The organism is Paraburkholderia sp. BR10937 (assembly GCF_040965695.1).
Taxonomy (GTDB): domain Bacteria; phylum Pseudomonadota; class Gammaproteobacteria; order Burkholderiales; family Burkholderiaceae; genus Paraburkholderia.
Window position 1 is genome coordinate 94,844 of sequence record NZ_JBFRCL010000029.1, and the last position, 16,127, is coordinate 110,970.

Below are 16,127 nucleotides of genomic sequence, written 5' to 3' on the forward strand. Positions count from 1 at the left end.
CTTGTGAAGTGTCGTAGCGAGAGCACGTTCAGCCCGGGCGCTTCATCTGGCAAGTGGTCGGCTGCGTTGCCGCGGTCGGCCCGAGCTGTACGTCGGTGCGCCAGCCGTAGCCGGTGTTCTCCTGGTCGTACTTTACCGTTTTGCCGTCCGCCTTGGTCCATGTCGCGATCACGAGCGACTGCTGCGCCTGGTGATCGGCAGCGCGCATCGCGACCGGACCGTTCATGCCGTCGACCGTCATGCCCTCCATGGCCTTGGCCACCTTGACGGGATCGCTCGACTTCGTCGCGCTTATCGCCTTGCTCAGCATTTCGATGCCGGCATAGGCCGTCGCCAGGTAGTAGTCGTCGTTGTACTTCTTCTTGTAGCCCTCGATGATCTGCCCCACCACCGGCGGGTTGTTCGCCGTGTTCGGGCCGAACACGCCCACGTACTTCACATGGTCGGCGCCGGACGCGCCCATGGCCGTCGGCACGCCGGTCGTGCCTGCGTAATAGGTATAGAAGTTGGCCGTCACGCCCGCGTCCTTGCTCGCCTTCACGAGCAATGCGAGGTCGCTGCCCCAGTTGCCCGTGATCACCGTGTCGGCGCCGGACGCCTTGATCTTGGTGGCGTAAGGCGAGAAGTCCTTCACGCGCGCGAGCGGATGAAAATCGTCGCCGACGATCACGATATCCGGGCGCTTGCTCTTCAGGTCCTCGCGCGCCACGCGCGAGACGTCGTGGCCAAACGAGTAGTCCTGATCGATGAGATAGACCTTCTTGATGTCCTTGTCGCGCGCGAGGAACGTGGTGAGGGCATCCATCTTCATGTCGGCGTTGGCGTCGAAGCGGAAGTGCCAGTAGTCGCACTTCGCGTTGGTCATGGCCGGGTCCACCGCCGCGTAGTTCAGGTAGACGATTTCCTTGCCCGGATTGCGCGAGTTGTACTTGGCGACCGCATCCTCCAGCGCGAGGCCGACCGACGAGCCGTTGCCCTGCACGATATAGCGGATGCCCTGGTCGGCGGCCTGGTTCAGCAGGGTCAGGCTTTCCTGCGGCGACAGCTTGTTGTCGAATCCGACCACCTCGAACTTCGTGCCGTTTGCCCAGTTGTGCTCGTTGGCGTATTCGGCCGTGTATTGCCAGCTGTGCAGTTGATTCGTTCCGAGTGACGCCATCAGGCCGGACAGCGGATCGATAAAGGCAATCTTGACCGTCTGCGCCTGCGCGGCCCCTCCTGACAACGCCGACGATACCACCGCACCAACCAGCAACGAGCGCAACATCCTCATGGACTGTCTCCTTTGTTTGGGCATTGCTTATCGAGCGTGAATTTTCTGTCCGACCGTGCGATTTTTCGTTATATCACCACATTCCAGACGCTAATAACAGCACTCCAGGGAAATCGCTGACGCGAGCCGGCATAGCGAGTCATTGCGACTGGCTTACGGATCGCCTGGGTCCGCTTGCGACGACTCAACCGCGCGTTCGGGACCTCAGGCCCGGCGCAACCGGGGCTTGCCGCCCGCCATCCGCCGCGCAGGTTCGAGAGAAGGCGAGCGCTCGGTCAGGGCCGGCGCAGCATGATCGTCGTCGAGCTTTGCACCCTTGAATTGCTGCCGGTAGGCCACGGGCGTCAACGCTTTCGTGGCCTTGAACTGCCGGTTGAAATTCGCGGCGTTGGGAAACCCCGAGCGGGTTGCGATCACGGAGATGGGCATCTGCGTGTCGCTCAACAGCCGACAGGCATGGCCGATTCGCACCCGCGCAAGGTACTGCCCGACGCTTTCGCCCGTGTGCTGCACGAAATGCCTCGTCAGCGTGCGTTCGGACAGACCTGCAGCTTTGGCGAGCGTCGAAAGCCGCAAGGGTTGCGAGAACTGCGTTTCGATCAGCGCGAGCACCCGGTTCAGCTGCTCGGGCTCGTAGCCCGACGACGCGCCAACGCGGCCTTCGAACGCACTGGGCGTCGCCAGTTGAGTGGCAGGCAAGTCGGTCAGCCAGACGAGGATCTCCAGCACGGCAGCCAGGCGCCCGCGCGGGTCTGCCGACAAGAGACGGTCCAGATAGCGGCGCATCTGCGCGCCGGCGCCTTCCTCGAAGACCAGTCCGCAGGCCGCACGCCGCAGCAGGTTGCGCAGGTTCGCGTATTCCGGGCAAACGTCGGCGAGGCGCTGCACCCAACTGCCTTCGAACCAGATGACGATGGCAACCTGCGAGTCCGCCGGGTCGATCGAGCGATTGGACGACCAGGTGTGCGGCATGTCCGGCGGGACCAGGACGAGATCGTCGGCGCCATAAGCGGTGACCGAGTCGCCGATATAGCGCTTGCCCTGGCTGTTCATCGTCAGCGTGAGTTCGTATTCCGGGTGGTGATGCCACTCGAACGGAATGCGCGGCAAGCGCCGGTGGTAAACCCGCACCGAACAGCGGCTGCCGAAGTCGACGTGCTCGTACGCTGCTTTCATGGCCGAAGCTACAAAAAGATTGACCCGATAATATCACCGGCCAGGGCTGCGCCGGCGTACGCTCCCATCATTCGAAATCACCAAGGTGGAGACAAGGACATGGCTTTGCATATCGACGACCTGCCCGCGGCTATCCGCAAGGCCAAGCAGGAACTGCGGGAAGAACTGCCCGATTACCAGGCCGTGTTCGCCGAGGTCGAAGCGGCCATGCACGAAGAGGCGCATCGCATTGTCCAGCTTCGCGACCGGGGTGAGCCGGTTATCCCCGAAATCGCCTTCGCGGACATCGTCGGCAACCGGGTGAGCGCGGAGCAGATCGCGCGCGTGAAGGCGCGCGGCGCGTGTGTCATCCGCAAGGTATTCGACCGCTCGCTCGTGGAGCAGTGGGACAACGAGATTGCCGGCTACGTCGAGCGCAACGATCTCGACCGCAAGCTGCTCCATCGCGCCGAAGACAAATACTTCGGCCAGCTGGCTTCGAGCAAGCCGCAGATCTACGGCGTCTACTGGTCGAAGCCGCAAGTGCTGGCGCGCCAGTCGCCGGAGCTCACCCAGGCGCGCGTGTTCCTGAACCGGCTGTGGCGCACCGAGAGCGAAGGCCGCGTGCATTTCGACCCGGATCACGTGCCGGTTTATGCAGACCGGCTGCGCCGCCGGCCGCCCGGCTCCGAGTCGCTGGGTCTTTCCGCGCACTGCGACGGTGGTTCTGTCGAGCGCTGGATCGAAGCGAACTTCCGCAAGGTCTACCGTCACGTGTTCTCCGGAAACTGGCGCGACTATGACGCGTTCGATGCGGCGTGGCGCACCGCCGTCGAAGAGATTCCGTCACCGGCTGTCTGCTCGATGTTCCGCACGTTTCAGGGTTGGACGGCGCTCACGCAGCAAGGCCCCGGCGACGGCACGCTGCAGCTCGTGCCCATTGCGAACGCGATGGTCTACATCCTGCTGCGCGCGCTGCAGGACGACATTGCCGACGACGACCTGTGCGGCGCGATGCCGGGCCGGGCGCTCTCGATGAAGCCGGAGTATCACGCGCCGCTTTTCCACGCGCTTTCGTCGATTCCCCTGATGCAGCCCGGCGACACCGTCTTCTGGCATAGCGACGTGATTCATGCCGTGGAGGACGCGCACCGCGGCAAGGGCTACAGCAACGTGATGTACATCGCTTCGGCGCCGTCCTGCGCCAAGAACGACGCGTATCTCGCACGGCAGCTACCGAGCTTTCTCGAAGGCAAGAGTCCGCCGGACTTCCCGACGGATCATTTCGAAGTCGATTTCGTCGGGCGCGCAACGGTCGACGACCTGACGCCGCTCGGACGCGCGCAGATCGGGCTGAAGCCCTGACCTCGCCTCAGTCGGTCTTGTTCAACGCATTGCGTACCGCAACGGCAAGCTCGTCGTATCGATAGGGCTTGCTGATCAGCGCGACACCTTCGTCGAGCTTGCCGTCGTGGAAAATCACGTCGCGCGTATAGCCAGAGGCAAACAGGACCTCGGCGTAATACGGCGGCCCGCTCGCAATGCGAGCCAGTTCGCTGCTTCGCACCGTGCCCGGCGTCACGACATCCGTGAACAGCAGGTCGAAACGCTGGCCGCTCTGGATCAGCTTGAGCGCGCTTTCGCCGTCTTGCGCGGAGAGCACCTTGTAGCCGAGCTGGGCCAGCATTTCGATCGCGGCAATGCGAACGTCGGCATCGTCTTCGACGACGAGAATCGTCTCTCCGCCTCGCTCCTGTCTCGCAACGGTCGGTTTGTAAGCGTCGTATTCCGCTTCCAGGCTGCGCGGGAAATAGAGGTTGACGGTCGTGCCCTGGCCTTCCGCGCTTTCAATGAAAACGTGGCCCGAACTCTGCGCCACGAACCCATGCACCATGCTCAAACCCAGTCCCGTTCCCTGCCCCTCGGCCTTCGTGGTGAAGAACGGCTCGAACACGCGCGCTTTCACGTGGTCGGGCATGCCGCGTCCCGAGTCCGAGACTTGCAGGCGCACATATTCGCCCGCCGGGACGCCATCGCGAAGCGCCAGTTCGTCGTTGCCCGCATCGATGTTCGCAAGACAAACGCAGATGCGTCCGGGTCCGTCGATCGCGTCGCGCGAGTTGATGACCAGATTCAACAACGCGCTTTCCAGCTGGCTTCGGTCGGCGCAGATATTCCAGCTTTCCTGCGCCGGCACGATGGCGAGTTCGATCGTCTCCGGCAACGTACGGTGCAACATCTCGGCGATGCCTTCGACCAGCCGGAAGGGATTCAGAACGGCCGGCGCGAGCGGTTGCCTGCGTGCAAAGGCCAGCAGTTGCGCGGCGAGTTTCGCGCCGCGCGACACCGCGTTGCTGACCGCAGCCACGCGCCGCTCGAGCGCGGCGTTGCCGCGCGTCGAAAGCTCGATGAGCTGCAGATTGGCGGAGATAACCTGCAGGACGTTGTTGAAGTCGTGCGCGACGCCGCCCGTAAGACTGCCGATCGCCTCCAGCTTTTGCGCCTGACGCAGCCGTTCCTCCATTGCCACGCGCGCCCCCACTTCCTCGGCGACGCGCTGCTCGAGTGTCTGCGTCAGTTGCAGCAGCGCGTCTTCGGCCACCTTGCGCTGCCTTTCCGCCAGGATCTTCGCGGTCGTTTCGAACACGATGGCGATGACGCCGGCCGGCCGCTCGTCGTCTTCGAAAACCGGGCTGTAGCTCAGGTCCATCCAGACGTCTTCGGGGTGCCCCTCGCGATACAGCACCAGCTGCTTGTCCTGGAAGGCCAGCGTTCCGCCAGCGAGACACGTATCGACGACGTTGCGGTTGAACGCCGCCACCTCCGGCCAGCCGGTTTCGACCGGTTTGCCGAGCAGGAATGGATGCCGGCCGCCCGCGAAAACCGCGTAGGCGTCGTTATAGACCATCGTGCCTTCGCGGCCCCAAAGCATAACGAGCGGAGAAGGCGAGGCGAGCAGCATGTTGACCGCGGCGACGAGGCTCGCCGACCACGTGTCGCGCGGGCCGAGCGCCGTGTCGCTCCAGTCGAATGCGGCGATGCGCTCCGTCATTTCGCCCGGCCATCGGGTCGAGGGGCGCTCGATCGGCGGTGGAACTTCCTTGTTCATGACGCGACTCTGGCTCCCAGGAGACGCTGCTGGATTTCGGAACGACGATGGTCGTGGAGATTCGAGGCTGCATACGAGCGAGACGAGGTGCGCAATTATTGTTCCGGCCCGGGGCGGGAGCCGTCAAGACCGCCACAAAGGGCGACCGGCGCCGAAGCGGCAGCCGGTCAGAGCGGCGTCACAGGCAGGCCAGCAGGTCTTCGAGCCGCACCGGTTTCATCAGACATTTGTCGAAACCGGCTGCCGCCGCCCTGGCCGTGATATCCGGGTCGGCGTGTCCCGATAGCAGAACGTACCGGGTATGCAACAGCGCGGGGTTGAGCCGAAGCTGGCTCACCAGGTCGCCGCCGCTCATGTCGGGAAGCTTCCAGTCCACGAGGGCAAGCTCGGGAAGGAACGACCCGGCGACGAGCAGGGCCTCTTGTCCATCGGCGGCGCATCGGGCTTGATGACCTTCGAACTCGACGAGCGCCGCGAGCGCATCTGCGACGTCGCGGTTGTCGTCGACTAGCAAGATTCGTTTTGGCATCGGGCACAAAAAGCTGGCTGGAGAACGGGCGCGACACAGGCAGAACCCGCACCGCAGTTCACCTTCGAGTGTACCCGGATTCCGCCAATGGCAAACGCCCGCGTCACCTCACCCCAGGGGTCGGAGTCCACCCAGCATGCTGCATCACGCGCAATCCATCGGTGTACTGAGCAATCTGCTTTGCACAGCAGCAACGCGGCAAGTGCTTAACTCGTTGTTACCAATCTCGCAGCACCGTTGCACCTGTGTCAGGGGACGGCGCCTAGACTCGGCGCCGTGCTCATCAAGAACGCACGCAGCGTGCGAAGGAGTGGCGATATGAAGAGGACGATTCTCGGCCTGGTCCTGGGCGCAACGGCGTTGGCGGCTTCGACCGCTGCATTGGCCCACGTGGATGTGGCTGTGGGCGTCGGCGTGCCAGGCGCGGCCTATGCGCCGGTTCCCGTCCAGACCGACTGGCGAGGCGACGACGACTGGCGCGCGCGGCGCTGGCGGGAACACGAATGGCGCGAGCACGAACGTCGCGAGCACGAATGGCGCGAGCGGCAGTGGCGTGAACGCGAATGGCACGACCGGGGCCGCTGGAACTACTGACCCGGATCAGCGCAGGGCGTCCAGCAGCGCCTGAACTGGGTGGCGCAACGGGCGCCCGCGCAGGCGCTTCACCTGGCAGCGGCATGAATAGCCCGTGGCGAGCAGTTCATCCGCCCCCTGCGTCGACGTCGATGCCGCATCGACATGTCGCGCCCACGATTGCTCGAAGATCGCTACCGAGGTCGCGCGATTGCGCGCCTCGTGGCCGTAAGTGCCCGACATGCCGCAACAGCCGCTGGCAGGAGTGGCGAGCGCGAGGCCTGCCGCCGCGAAGACGTCTTTCCACAGGAGCGCGGCAGTGCTCGCGTTGGTGCGCTCGGTGCAATGCGGCAGCAGTCTGAACGAGCCGGACGCTCGCGGCGACGTTGCACGCGTGCGCAGCGCGCCGATCAGCCATTCCTGCGGCAGCTGAACGTCGGGTACCGCTTCGATGCCTTCCACCTTGCGATACTCCTGGCGGTACACGAGCGTCATGGCCGGATCGATGCCCACCAGCGGCACACCCGTTCTGGCAAGCGCGGCCAGTTGCGCCGCATTGCGCCGCGCAGCCCGGCGAAACTGCGGCAGAAACCCCTGCACGTGCAGCGGCTTGCCGTTCGGCAGATAAGGCGCGACGAAGACCTTGAACCCGAGCCGCGCGGCGAGTTCCAGAAATGCGGCGGCGACCGGCGTCTCAAAGTAGCGCGTAAACGCGTCCTGCACCACGATTACGCTGCGCTGGCGCTCGGCAACGCCGAGCTTCGAGAGGCGTTCGGGGGTTGCGACTTCCGCTCCCGAGCGGCGCAGCGCGCCACGCCACGAGACCGGGCTCAACAACGGGCTATCGACAAGTCCCAGGCAGCGCGCAAGCAGGGACTTGACGGGACCCGCGCCCATCACCGCGTTGTACACGCTTCTCGCTCCAGGCAGCGCCGCTACACGCGGCACCGTGAACTCGAGCGCGCCGATCAAATAGTCGCGCAGCGGCCGCAAATAGCGAGTGTGATACAGCTCCAGAAAGCGGGCGCGAAACTCGGGCACGCTCACCTTCACGGGGCACTGCCCCACGCATGACTTGCATGAGAGGCAACCCGCCATGGCGTCGTACACCTCATGCGAGAAGTCTTGCCCGCCCTGGCGTTTGCGCAGGCTATTGACCATGCGCACCGGCAACGCCGCCGCAACTGGCACAGCCGTGAGATCCGCTCCGGCATCCTGTTGCCGGCGCAGCCACTCGCGCATCAGCGAAGCCCGGCCCTTCGGCGAATGCACGCGCTCGCGCGTGGCCTTCCACGACGGACACATGGCGTCGTTCGGGTCGAAGTTGTAGCAGGCGCCGTTGCCGTTGCAGTGAACGGCGTCGGCATTGGCCTGCCAGACACGCTCGTCGATGCGCCGGTCCAGTTCGCCGCGCAGCGTCGTCGCGTCGATCTTCAGCAGCGCCGCACTCGCCCCGGCCGGTGTGGCGATCTTGCCGGGATTGAGCTGATTGTGCGCGTCGAATGCCGCCTTGAGCCGCTGCAACGCGGGATACAAAGGCCCGAAGTACTCGGGCACATACTCCGAGCGCACGCCCTTGCCATGCTCGCCCCACAGCAGGCCGCCATACTTCATCGTCAACTTGGTCACGGCATCCGAAATGGGGCGCACGAGCGCGGCCTCGTCGGGATTGCGCATGTCGAGCGCGGGGCGCACGTGCAGCACGCCGGCATCGACGTGGCCGAACATCCCGTAGCGCAAACCGAAACCATCCAGCAGCGCCCGAAACTCCGCAATATAGTCGGCGAGATTTTCGGGCGGCACGGCCGTGTCTTCCACGAAGGGCTGCGGGCGGCTCGCGCCGCGGGCGTTGCCCAGCAGGCCCACCGCACGCTTGCGCATCGAATAGACGCGATGGATCGCCGCCTCGCCTTCGGCGATCGTATGTCCCAGGCGCCTGACGCTCGCGTCGGCGCCCAGATGCTCGACGAACGCCGCGACGCGCGCGCGCAAGTCGTCCGCATCGTCGCCGCTGAATTCGACCATGTTGATGCCGCTCGCACCGCCTTCGACGCCTTCGTCGTCGGGGAAATACCCGGCCACGCTTTGCCAGACGCTATCCTCGCGCGCCAGCCGCAGCACCGTGGAGTCCACCGTTTCGATCGAGAGCGGACGATGGGCCATCAACGCGCGCGCGTCGCGCAGGGCATCCATGAAACCCTCGTAGCGGATATTGACGAGCGTAGCGTGCTTCGGAACCGGCAGCACGTTCAGCGTCGCCTCGACGATGAAGCCGAGCGTGCCCTCCGAGCCGCACAGCACGCTGTTGATGTCGAAGCGCCCCTCGCCGTCACGCAAATGGGCGAGGTCATAGCCCGTCAGGCAGCGGTTCAGCTCGGGAAAGCGCTCGCGTATCAGGCTAGCTTCGCGCTCGCTGATGTCGCGCGCGGTGCGAAACACTGCGCCGACCTTGTCCTCGCGCGCACAGAACGCCGTGAGTGCGGACTCATCGACCGGCGCGCTCGACAGGCGCTCACCGCCAACCAGGACCGTTTCCAGCGCGAGCACGTGGTCACGCGTTTTCCCGTAGGTGCAACTGCCCTGCCCGCTCGCGTCCGTGCTGATCATGCCGCCGATGGTCGCGCGGTTCGATGTCGACAGCTCCGGCGCGAAAAAGAGTCCGTGCCGCTTCAGTTCGGCATTGAGCTGGTCCTTGACGACACCGGCCTCCACCTTTGCCGTGCGCGCAACCGGATCGATTTCGAGGATCCGGTTCATATGCCTCGACATATCGACCACGATGCCTTCGGTCAGCGACTGCCCGTTCGTGCCCGTGCCGCCGCCGCGCGCCGCCACCGCCACGCCGCGAAACGCCTCGCGCCCGAGTAGCGCCGCGAGGCGTACGACGTCCTGTGCATGGCGCGGAAACACCGCCGCTTGCGGATAGCGCTGGTAGATCGAATTGTCCGTGGCCAGCACCGTGCGCGTCGCGTGAGTCGCATCCACCTCGCCTTCGAAACCCGACGTCTCCAATTCATGCAAAAATTGACGGATCAGCGGGTTGCTGAATTCACCGATGGCAAGCGGGGCAATTGTCATATCGTTCTCGAAGTCTCGCCGTGGGCGCACGATTGCCTTACTGGCAGGGCATTGTCGCGTCCCCGACCGCCACCGGGCAAACGTATATTCGTTGGGTTGATCATGAGGTTTATGAATGAATTTCCGCAAGCTCACGCCTTCCATGTCGCTGCTGCTCGCGTTCGAGGCGTCCGCGCGGCATGAGAACTTCACGCGTGCCGCCGAGGAGCTGTCGCTCACGCAAAGCGCCGTGAGCCGCCAGGTACAGGCGCTCGAAGCGATGCTCGATCTCGCGCTCTTCACGCGCGAAGGCAAGCGCATCATCCCGACGGATATCGGCCGCGCCTATATGGCCGAGATCTCGCACGCGCTCGCGCTGATCCGCAGCGCCACGCTGCAGGCCCTCACCGCCAACGCGCCGAAAACGCAGTTGCGCGTCGCGACCCTGCCGACGTTCGGGGCCAAGTGGCTGCTGCCGCGCCTGCACCGCTTCTATCAGGCGCACCCCGATTTGCAGATCGATCTCGACTCGCGCATCGAGGCCGCCGATTTTTCGACCCAGGACCTCGACGCTGCCATCGTGGTGGGCGACGGCCGCTGGCCGGGCGTGACGGCACACCGGCTCTACGCGGAAGAACTGGTGCTGGTCGGCAACCCGGCCGCGTTACCCCTTGCGCGAAAATCGAGGCGCAGGGCCGCCGCGCCGACCATCGACTCCCTCGAAGGGCTCACGCTGCTGCGGGTGCGCAGCTTTCCCGACGCCTGGCGCGAATGGTGCGCGCACTTCGGTTTGCCCCACGACGCGCTGCGGCCGGGCCCGAGTTTCGAGCTGACCTCGCATTTGATCCAGGCAGTCGTGGCCGGTATCGGCGTAGGCCTCGTGCCGCGCATGCTGGTGGAAGACGAATTGCGGGAAAACCGGCTTCTCAGCCCGTTCGAAGCGGTGCCGAGCTCGCGCTCGTATTACCTCGTCTACCCGGAGCGTGCTCAACGCCATCCCGTGCTGGTCGCGTTTCGCAACTGGCTGCTGGAGGAACTCGGCGAGCAGCAGTGACGTCAAGGTTGCATCCGCAAGGGTGCGACTTCCACGACCAATGTGATCGGCAATTCGGTCGCCGTGCTCGTTTTGTCGAAATGGGAAAGCATGTTCGACAAGCAGAAGTTCGACGCCCACATGAACCGGCGTCTCGCGGCCCCGGTCGAGTCGCCGCCGGTTCAGGCGAGCGAACCTCGCGTGTGAGCCTGGCGCGCTTGTCTCTTCATCAACGTCATCGAGAGCGATTCAAACATGGAACAGCAAAACCAGCAGCCGGTCACACGCGTTGCGATCATCGGCTTCGGCGAAGTGGGCCCTATTTTTGCGCAGGCATTGGCGCATGCCGGGCTGCACGTTTCGACGTTCGACATCAAGCTGCAGGAAAGCGCCACGCGCGAGACGATCCTCAAACGCGCGAGCGAAAGCGGCGCCCACGTAGCCGACGATCTCGCTTCTGCACTACAGGGCGCACAACTCGTGTTTTCCGCCGTCACGGCGAGCCAGGCCGAAGCCGTGGCGAGCGCGTGCACTCCGCACTTGCTGGCCGGCCAGACGTTCGTCGATCTCAACTCCGTCTCGCCCGCCGTAAAACAGCGCAACAGCCAGGCCGTGGAGCGCGTGGGCGCCGATTACGTGGAAGCCGCCGTCATGGCGCCGGTGCCGCCGCAAGGCATACGCGTGCCGATGCTGCTGGGCGGGCGCGCGGCCGGGCGCACTGCCGACGTGCTCAACGCGATCGGCATGCGCGCGCAAGCCGTGGCCGCCGAAGTGGGACTCGCTTCCGCCATCAAGCTGTGCCGCAGCATCATGATCAAAGGCATGGAAGCGATGTGCGTGCAATCGATGCTCGCCGCGAAGCAGTTCGGCGTGGACGACCGCGTGCTTGCATCGCTTGCGGCAAGCTTCCCGGGCATGGGTTGGGACACGGGCTACGAGTCGTACCTGATCGGCCGCGTGGTCGAGCACGGACAGCGACGCTCCGAGGAAATGCGCGAGGCGGCGGCCATGCTCGACGGCCTCGGCATGTCGAGCGAGCTGGCCAACGCCATCGCGAACGTTCAGCAGGCGCTGGCCGAGCGTGCTGCGCCGCTCGTCCAGTCGCTTGATGAAAAGGGCAGACTGCCGGAATGGCGCACGCTGCTCAAGCCTGCGTGAGGTGCACTTAGCGGCTGGCCTTCACCGGCGGGACACCGGCCACCAACGCCGCGCCGCTCGCCACCAGCAACGCCGCGAGCAGATAGAGCGCGTTATCCATGCTGCCCGTATGCGTCTTGATGAGCCCGATCGCCCACGGGCTCACGATGCCGCTCGTAATGCCGATACTGCTGATGAGCGCGATGCCCGCCGCGGCGGCCTTGCCCGTGAGATACGCCGAAGGCACCGCCCAGAAGATCGGCAACGCGGCGAAAATCAGCACCGCTGCGATCGAAAGAATCGCCATCATCGCGGCGAAGCTCGCAAGATGCAGCGTGAGCAGCGCCAACGCCATGCCGCCGCCTACCGTGCACGCCGCGAAGTGCCAGCGCCGTTCGCCGCGCCGGTCCGAGCGGCGCGCGATCCACATGAGGCCCACGGCGCCCACCGCATTCGGAATGACTGTGTAGAGGCTGATCGCCAGCACGTCATGCACGCCGAAGTCGCGAATCATGAGCGGCATCCAGAAGTTCAGCGTGAGCGAGGCGCAGGTCAGCGAGAAGTAGATGAACGCGAACAGATACACGCGCGGGTTGCGCAGCGCCGCCCCGAACGATCGCGTGGAATGCGGGTGATCGCCTTCGCCATCGCGTTGCGCGAGGAGGTGGGCCTTTTCCGCATCGGTCAGCCAGCGCGCCTTCTCGGGCCCGTCCACGAGCCAGAACGCGGCCATGAGGCCGAGCAGCACGGCCGGCAACCCTTCGATCAGGAACATCCAGCGCCAGCCGGCGAGGCCCGCTACGCCAGCCATGTCGCGCATGATCCAGCCCGAGATGAGGCCGCCCAGCACGCCCGCCACCGCCACGCCCGCGAAGAAGATCGAGAACACGGCCGCGCGGCGCCGCGCCGGATACCAGTACGTGAGATAGAGCACGATACCGGGAAAGAAGCCCGCCTCGAACACCCCCAGCAAAAAGCGCAGCGCATAGAACTGCGTCGGGCTCGACACGAACATCATGCTGGTCGAGGCAATGCCCCACAGCAGCATGATGCGCATGAACGTGCGGCGCGCGCCGAAGCGCGCAAGCAGCATGTTGCTCGGCACTTCGCACAGCACGTAGCCCACGTAGAACACGGCGGCGCCGAGGCCGTACATCGCGTCGCTGAAGCCCAGGTCGTGCTTCATCTGCAACTGCGCGAAGCCGATGTTGATGCGGTCGAGGAACGAGACGACGTAGCAAACGAACAGGAACGGAATGACGCGCGCGGAAACTTTCCGGTAGAGCGCGTCGTCTTGCTGCGGGGGATTCTGCGCGGACGTAGCGTACGCGCGGGCGGCGTCGGACTGGCGGTCCGGGGCAATCGATTGGGGCATCTGCCTGTCTCCAAACATGACTGCGGCTCACCCGGGCGGATCCGGGCAGACCGTTGATGCGCGGCGTCTTGCGCGCCTTGCGCGGCTCGCCTGGACGCGTGCGGTGCGCGCGTCTCCAGGCAGTGATGCCGATCATAGGTGGGACAGGTTTAATTTGTCAATGGCGAATCGTTTTGTTTAACGCTAATTCTGGTTTGTCTTTAGTCAAGCCGGTCGATGGTGCGTTGACTCTCGGTTTCGTCACACAAAAACCGGTTTGCAAACGCAATGCGCTTTCCCTAATAAAAAAAGCGGCACACCGCGAGATGTGCCGCTTCGTTGCCGCGAGGGCTTTCGTGTCTTAGTGCTTCAGGAAGTCGATCACCATGCGGTTAAAGGCTTCCGCATGCTCCCATTGCGCCCAGTGGCCGCAACGGTTGAACACGTGCAACTGCGCGTTCTGCATGCCCGCGAGCAAACGCAGGCCAATATCCATCGGCACGAAGCGGTCGTCGCGGCCCCAGATCACGAGCGTGGGCGCGGCGATTTCGCCCAGGCGCGGGCCGTAGTCGCTGAACTGCTTCGGGAAGGCCGCGAGGCTCTTCACGAAGTTTTCCAGGTGGTCGCGGCGCGCGAGCATGTTGTCGAGGCGCGTTTGCATCAGCTCGTCGGTGAGCGCGCTCGCGTCGTACACGAATACGTTCATCATGCGCTTGAGGTTCTCGATCGTCGGATCGCGATAGAGACCTTGCAGCAGCTTGATGCCTTCGGTGGGCATCGGCATGAAGCTGCTCGGGCCGCCGGTGCCGCCGCCCATCAGCACGAGCTTGCCCACGCGCTGCGGGTTCGCCAGTGCGAACGCAACGGCGCTGTGCCCGCCCATCGAATTGCCGAGAATATGCACGCGCTCGATGTCGAGCACGTCGAGCAGGCCCTTGAGCACGCGGCCGTTCAGGTCCGAGCGCGAGCTCGTGCAGACGATCGGATCGCTCTTGCTCCAGCCCGGGCAGTCCATCAGGATCACGCGGTAGCCCGCTGCGACGAGCGGTTCGACGTTGCGGTTGAAGTTGGCCCAGCCGCTCGCGCCCGGACCCGAGCCGTGCAGCATCACGACGGTTTCGGCGCCAGCGCCTGCGTCGTTGTAGTGAATCTGGAACTCGACGTCGCCGTCCTTCACGCGCGCGAACTTGCTCGTCGAGGCTTCGGTGATTGCTTGTGCCGTATCCGTCATGATGACCATCCTTTAAAACGTATTAACCCATGCGGAAGAAGGCGCATGCCTTCTCCCCTTCACATTCATGCGCCCTGTGCGCCCAGCGTGCTGCGCTGCCTGAATGCACCCACCACGCTGAGCGCAGCAAGCGCCGCGATCACGACGAGCGGAATGCTCGAGCCCACCAGCATCGATGGGCTCTGGCCGAGTGCGAACAGCTGGCCCGCCACGAGCGGCCCGAGAATCGAACCCAGACGCCCCACGGCCACGGCCGCGCCCACACCCGTGCCGCGCACTTCCGTGGGGTACGCATGGCCCGCGAGTGCGTACAGTACCGACTGGCCGCCCACGATAAAGAAGCCGCACAGCAGGCCGCCCACGGCCGTCGAACTTGCGCCGCCTGCGCTTGCGAGCACGGTGAGCGCCGCCACGATGCCGATGTACATGCCGATCACCGTGCCGCGGCGGCCGAAGCGATCCATGATCGTTGCGATCGCAACGGCGCCGATGCCGCCGCCGATGTTGAACAGCATCAGCACGAGGTTCGACTGCACGCGCGTGAGGCCGCGTGCGAGCACCATCGAGGGCAGCCAGTTCATCAGGAAGTACAGCACGATCAAGGTGCCGAGGTAGCTGATCCACAGCGCAATCGTGGTACGTGCGCGGCCCTCTTGCCAGAGCGCTTGCGTCACGCTCGGCGCGCCTGCCCGCGCGACCTTCGAAGCTTTCGTGGCGACGAACTGCTGCGACTCGCGCAGGAACAGGCCAAGCAGCGGCACCATCACGATCGGGCCGAGACCGCCAACGTAGAACACGTGGCGCCAGCTTGCGTCCCCCGTCCCGAGCATGCCGATGACGGCGGCAATCGCCGCGCCGAACGGCATGCCGCAGTACATCGCGCCGACTGCCGTGCTGCGCTGCTGCTCACCCGCTGCCTCCGAGCACAGCGCGATCAGGTTCGGCATGGCCGCGCCGAGACCAAGACCCGTGAGCAGACGCGCGACGAGCAGGCTTTCGAAATTCCACACCATGGTCGTGGCGAGCGAGAAAAGCCCGAACAGCGCCACCGACCACATGAGCACGCGCTTGCGGCCAAAGCGGTCGGCAAGCCGCCCGCCCAGTGCCGCGCCGGGCAAGAGGCCGATCGCGCCGGCGCTGAACGCCCAGCCCATTTGCGCGACGGCGAGATGAAACTCCTTCGCCATGCGCGGCCCCGCTACGCCCGCCGATTGCAGGTCCAACCCTTCGAGCAGCGCAATCGCCAGACACAGGGCAATGGTTGCCTTGCCGCTCGTTCCACTTCCTCCAGCACTACTGTTTCGCGACGTCATAAAAAGTCTCCAAATATATATACGAGCCGCTCTTTCCGGCGGCTATGAGTGGCAACGCCGCGCATCACCCGAAGGCGATGCGCGGCGTGCTTGATCAGGACTGCAATGCTTGCTGGCGCTTTTTCAGATCGAGCGCCACGTCGACGATCATGTCTTCCTGGCCGCCCACCATCCGGCGCTTGCCCAGTTCGACGAGAATGTCCACCGTCTTCAGGTCGTACTTCTTCGCAGCCACCTCCGAGTGGCGCAGGAAGCTCGAATACACCCCCGCATAGCCGAGCGCGAGCGTTTCGCGGTCCACGCGAACCGGGCGGTCCTGCAGCGGGCGCACGATGTCGTCGGCGGCGTCCATCAGCGTGTAGA

At 64.9% G+C, this 16,127-nt stretch carries 13 protein-coding genes and 1 pseudogene; 5 read left to right on the forward strand and 9 right to left on the reverse strand.

The window, feature by feature from the left end:
- Positions 1-28: 28 nt before the first annotated feature.
- Together AB4Y44_RS23765 and AB4Y44_RS23770 are read right to left on the reverse strand one after the other, a co-directional pair.
- Positions 29-1,273, reverse strand: coding sequence for a branched-chain amino acid ABC transporter substrate-binding protein (locus AB4Y44_RS23765; protein ID WP_342918480.1), 1,245 nt, complete (start codon positions 1,271-1,273; stop codon positions 29-31).
- Between the two features lie 204 nt (positions 1,274-1,477).
- Positions 1,478-2,449 (reverse strand): helix-turn-helix domain-containing protein, encoded by a 972-nt coding sequence (locus AB4Y44_RS23770; protein WP_342918479.1) that lies wholly within the window; start codon positions 2,447-2,449, stop codon positions 1,478-1,480.
- A gap of 99 nt (positions 2,450-2,548) precedes the next feature.
- Between AB4Y44_RS23770 and AB4Y44_RS23775 the strand changes: the two genes are divergently transcribed.
- Positions 2,549-3,793, forward strand: a complete 1,245-nt coding sequence (locus AB4Y44_RS23775; RefSeq protein WP_368701038.1) for a DUF1479 domain-containing protein — start codon at positions 2,549-2,551, stop codon at positions 3,791-3,793.
- A 7-nt stretch (positions 3,794-3,800) separates the two neighbouring features.
- Here the strand turns inward: AB4Y44_RS23775 and AB4Y44_RS23780 are convergent, their stop codons facing one another.
- Both AB4Y44_RS23780 and AB4Y44_RS23785 read right to left on the reverse strand, forming a co-directional pair.
- Positions 3,801-5,537: an ATP-binding protein gene (locus AB4Y44_RS23780; protein WP_368701039.1), complete on the reverse strand. Its 1,737-nt coding sequence runs from the start codon at positions 5,535-5,537 to the stop codon at positions 3,801-3,803.
- A gap of 178 nt (positions 5,538-5,715) precedes the next feature.
- Complete coding sequence (locus AB4Y44_RS23785) at positions 5,716-6,051, reverse strand: response regulator (protein WP_368701040.1); 336 nt, start codon at positions 6,049-6,051, stop codon at positions 5,716-5,718.
- 333 nt (positions 6,052-6,384) lie between these two features.
- Here AB4Y44_RS23785 and AB4Y44_RS23790 point away from each other — a divergent pair, with 333 nt between their 5' ends.
- Positions 6,385-6,660: a hypothetical protein gene (locus AB4Y44_RS23790; RefSeq protein ID WP_342918475.1), complete on the forward strand. Its 276-nt coding sequence runs from the start codon at positions 6,385-6,387 to the stop codon at positions 6,658-6,660.
- A gap of 6 nt (positions 6,661-6,666) precedes the next feature.
- Here AB4Y44_RS23790 and AB4Y44_RS23795 read toward each other — a convergent pair whose 3' ends face one another.
- Positions 6,667-9,717 (reverse strand): FAD-binding and (Fe-S)-binding domain-containing protein, encoded by a 3,051-nt coding sequence (locus AB4Y44_RS23795; RefSeq protein ID WP_368701041.1) that lies wholly within the window; start codon positions 9,715-9,717, stop codon positions 6,667-6,669.
- A gap of 115 nt (positions 9,718-9,832) precedes the next feature.
- Between AB4Y44_RS23795 and AB4Y44_RS23800 the strand changes: the two genes are divergently transcribed.
- The 3 genes from AB4Y44_RS23800 to AB4Y44_RS23810 are packed head-to-tail and all read left to right on the forward strand — an operon-like array spanning position 9,833 to position 11,887.
- A complete protein-coding gene (locus AB4Y44_RS23800; RefSeq protein ID WP_368701042.1) occupies positions 9,833-10,750 on the forward strand; it encodes a LysR substrate-binding domain-containing protein in 918 nt (305 codons plus the stop codon).
- A gap of 42 nt (positions 10,751-10,792) precedes the next feature.
- Positions 10,793-10,936, forward strand: coding sequence for a hypothetical protein (locus tag AB4Y44_RS23805; RefSeq protein WP_368701043.1), 144 nt, complete (start codon positions 10,793-10,795; stop codon positions 10,934-10,936).
- A 48-nt stretch (positions 10,937-10,984) separates the two neighbouring features.
- The gene (locus AB4Y44_RS23810) at positions 10,985-11,887 is read left to right on the forward strand and encodes a DUF1932 domain-containing protein (RefSeq protein WP_368701044.1); all 903 of its coding nucleotides are present in this window, start codon (positions 10,985-10,987) and stop codon (positions 11,885-11,887) included.
- 7 nt (positions 11,888-11,894) lie between these two features.
- On the opposite strand, the gene AB4Y44_RS23815 is transcribed toward AB4Y44_RS23810, so the two are convergent.
- The 4 genes and pseudogenes from AB4Y44_RS23815 to AB4Y44_RS23830 form a co-directional block, all read right to left on the reverse strand.
- The gene (locus AB4Y44_RS23815) at positions 11,895-13,241 is read right to left on the reverse strand and encodes an MFS transporter (protein WP_368701045.1); all 1,347 of its coding nucleotides are present in this window, start codon (positions 13,239-13,241) and stop codon (positions 11,895-11,897) included.
- Between the two features lie 340 nt (positions 13,242-13,581).
- Positions 13,582-14,451 carry an alpha/beta fold hydrolase gene (locus AB4Y44_RS23820; RefSeq protein WP_133183800.1) on the reverse strand — a complete coding sequence of 290 codons (870 nt, stop codon included), beginning with the start codon at positions 14,449-14,451 and terminating at the stop codon, positions 13,582-13,584.
- A gap of 65 nt (positions 14,452-14,516) precedes the next feature.
- Positions 14,517-15,764, reverse strand: a complete 1,248-nt coding sequence (gene mhpT, locus AB4Y44_RS23825; RefSeq protein WP_342918470.1) for a 3-(3-hydroxy-phenyl)propionate transporter MhpT — start codon at positions 15,762-15,764, stop codon at positions 14,517-14,519.
- Positions 15,765-15,858: 94 nt separating this feature from the next.
- Positions 15,859-16,127 (reverse strand): annotated as a pseudogene (locus tag AB4Y44_RS23830) (4-hydroxy-2-oxovalerate aldolase); the annotation flags it as partial.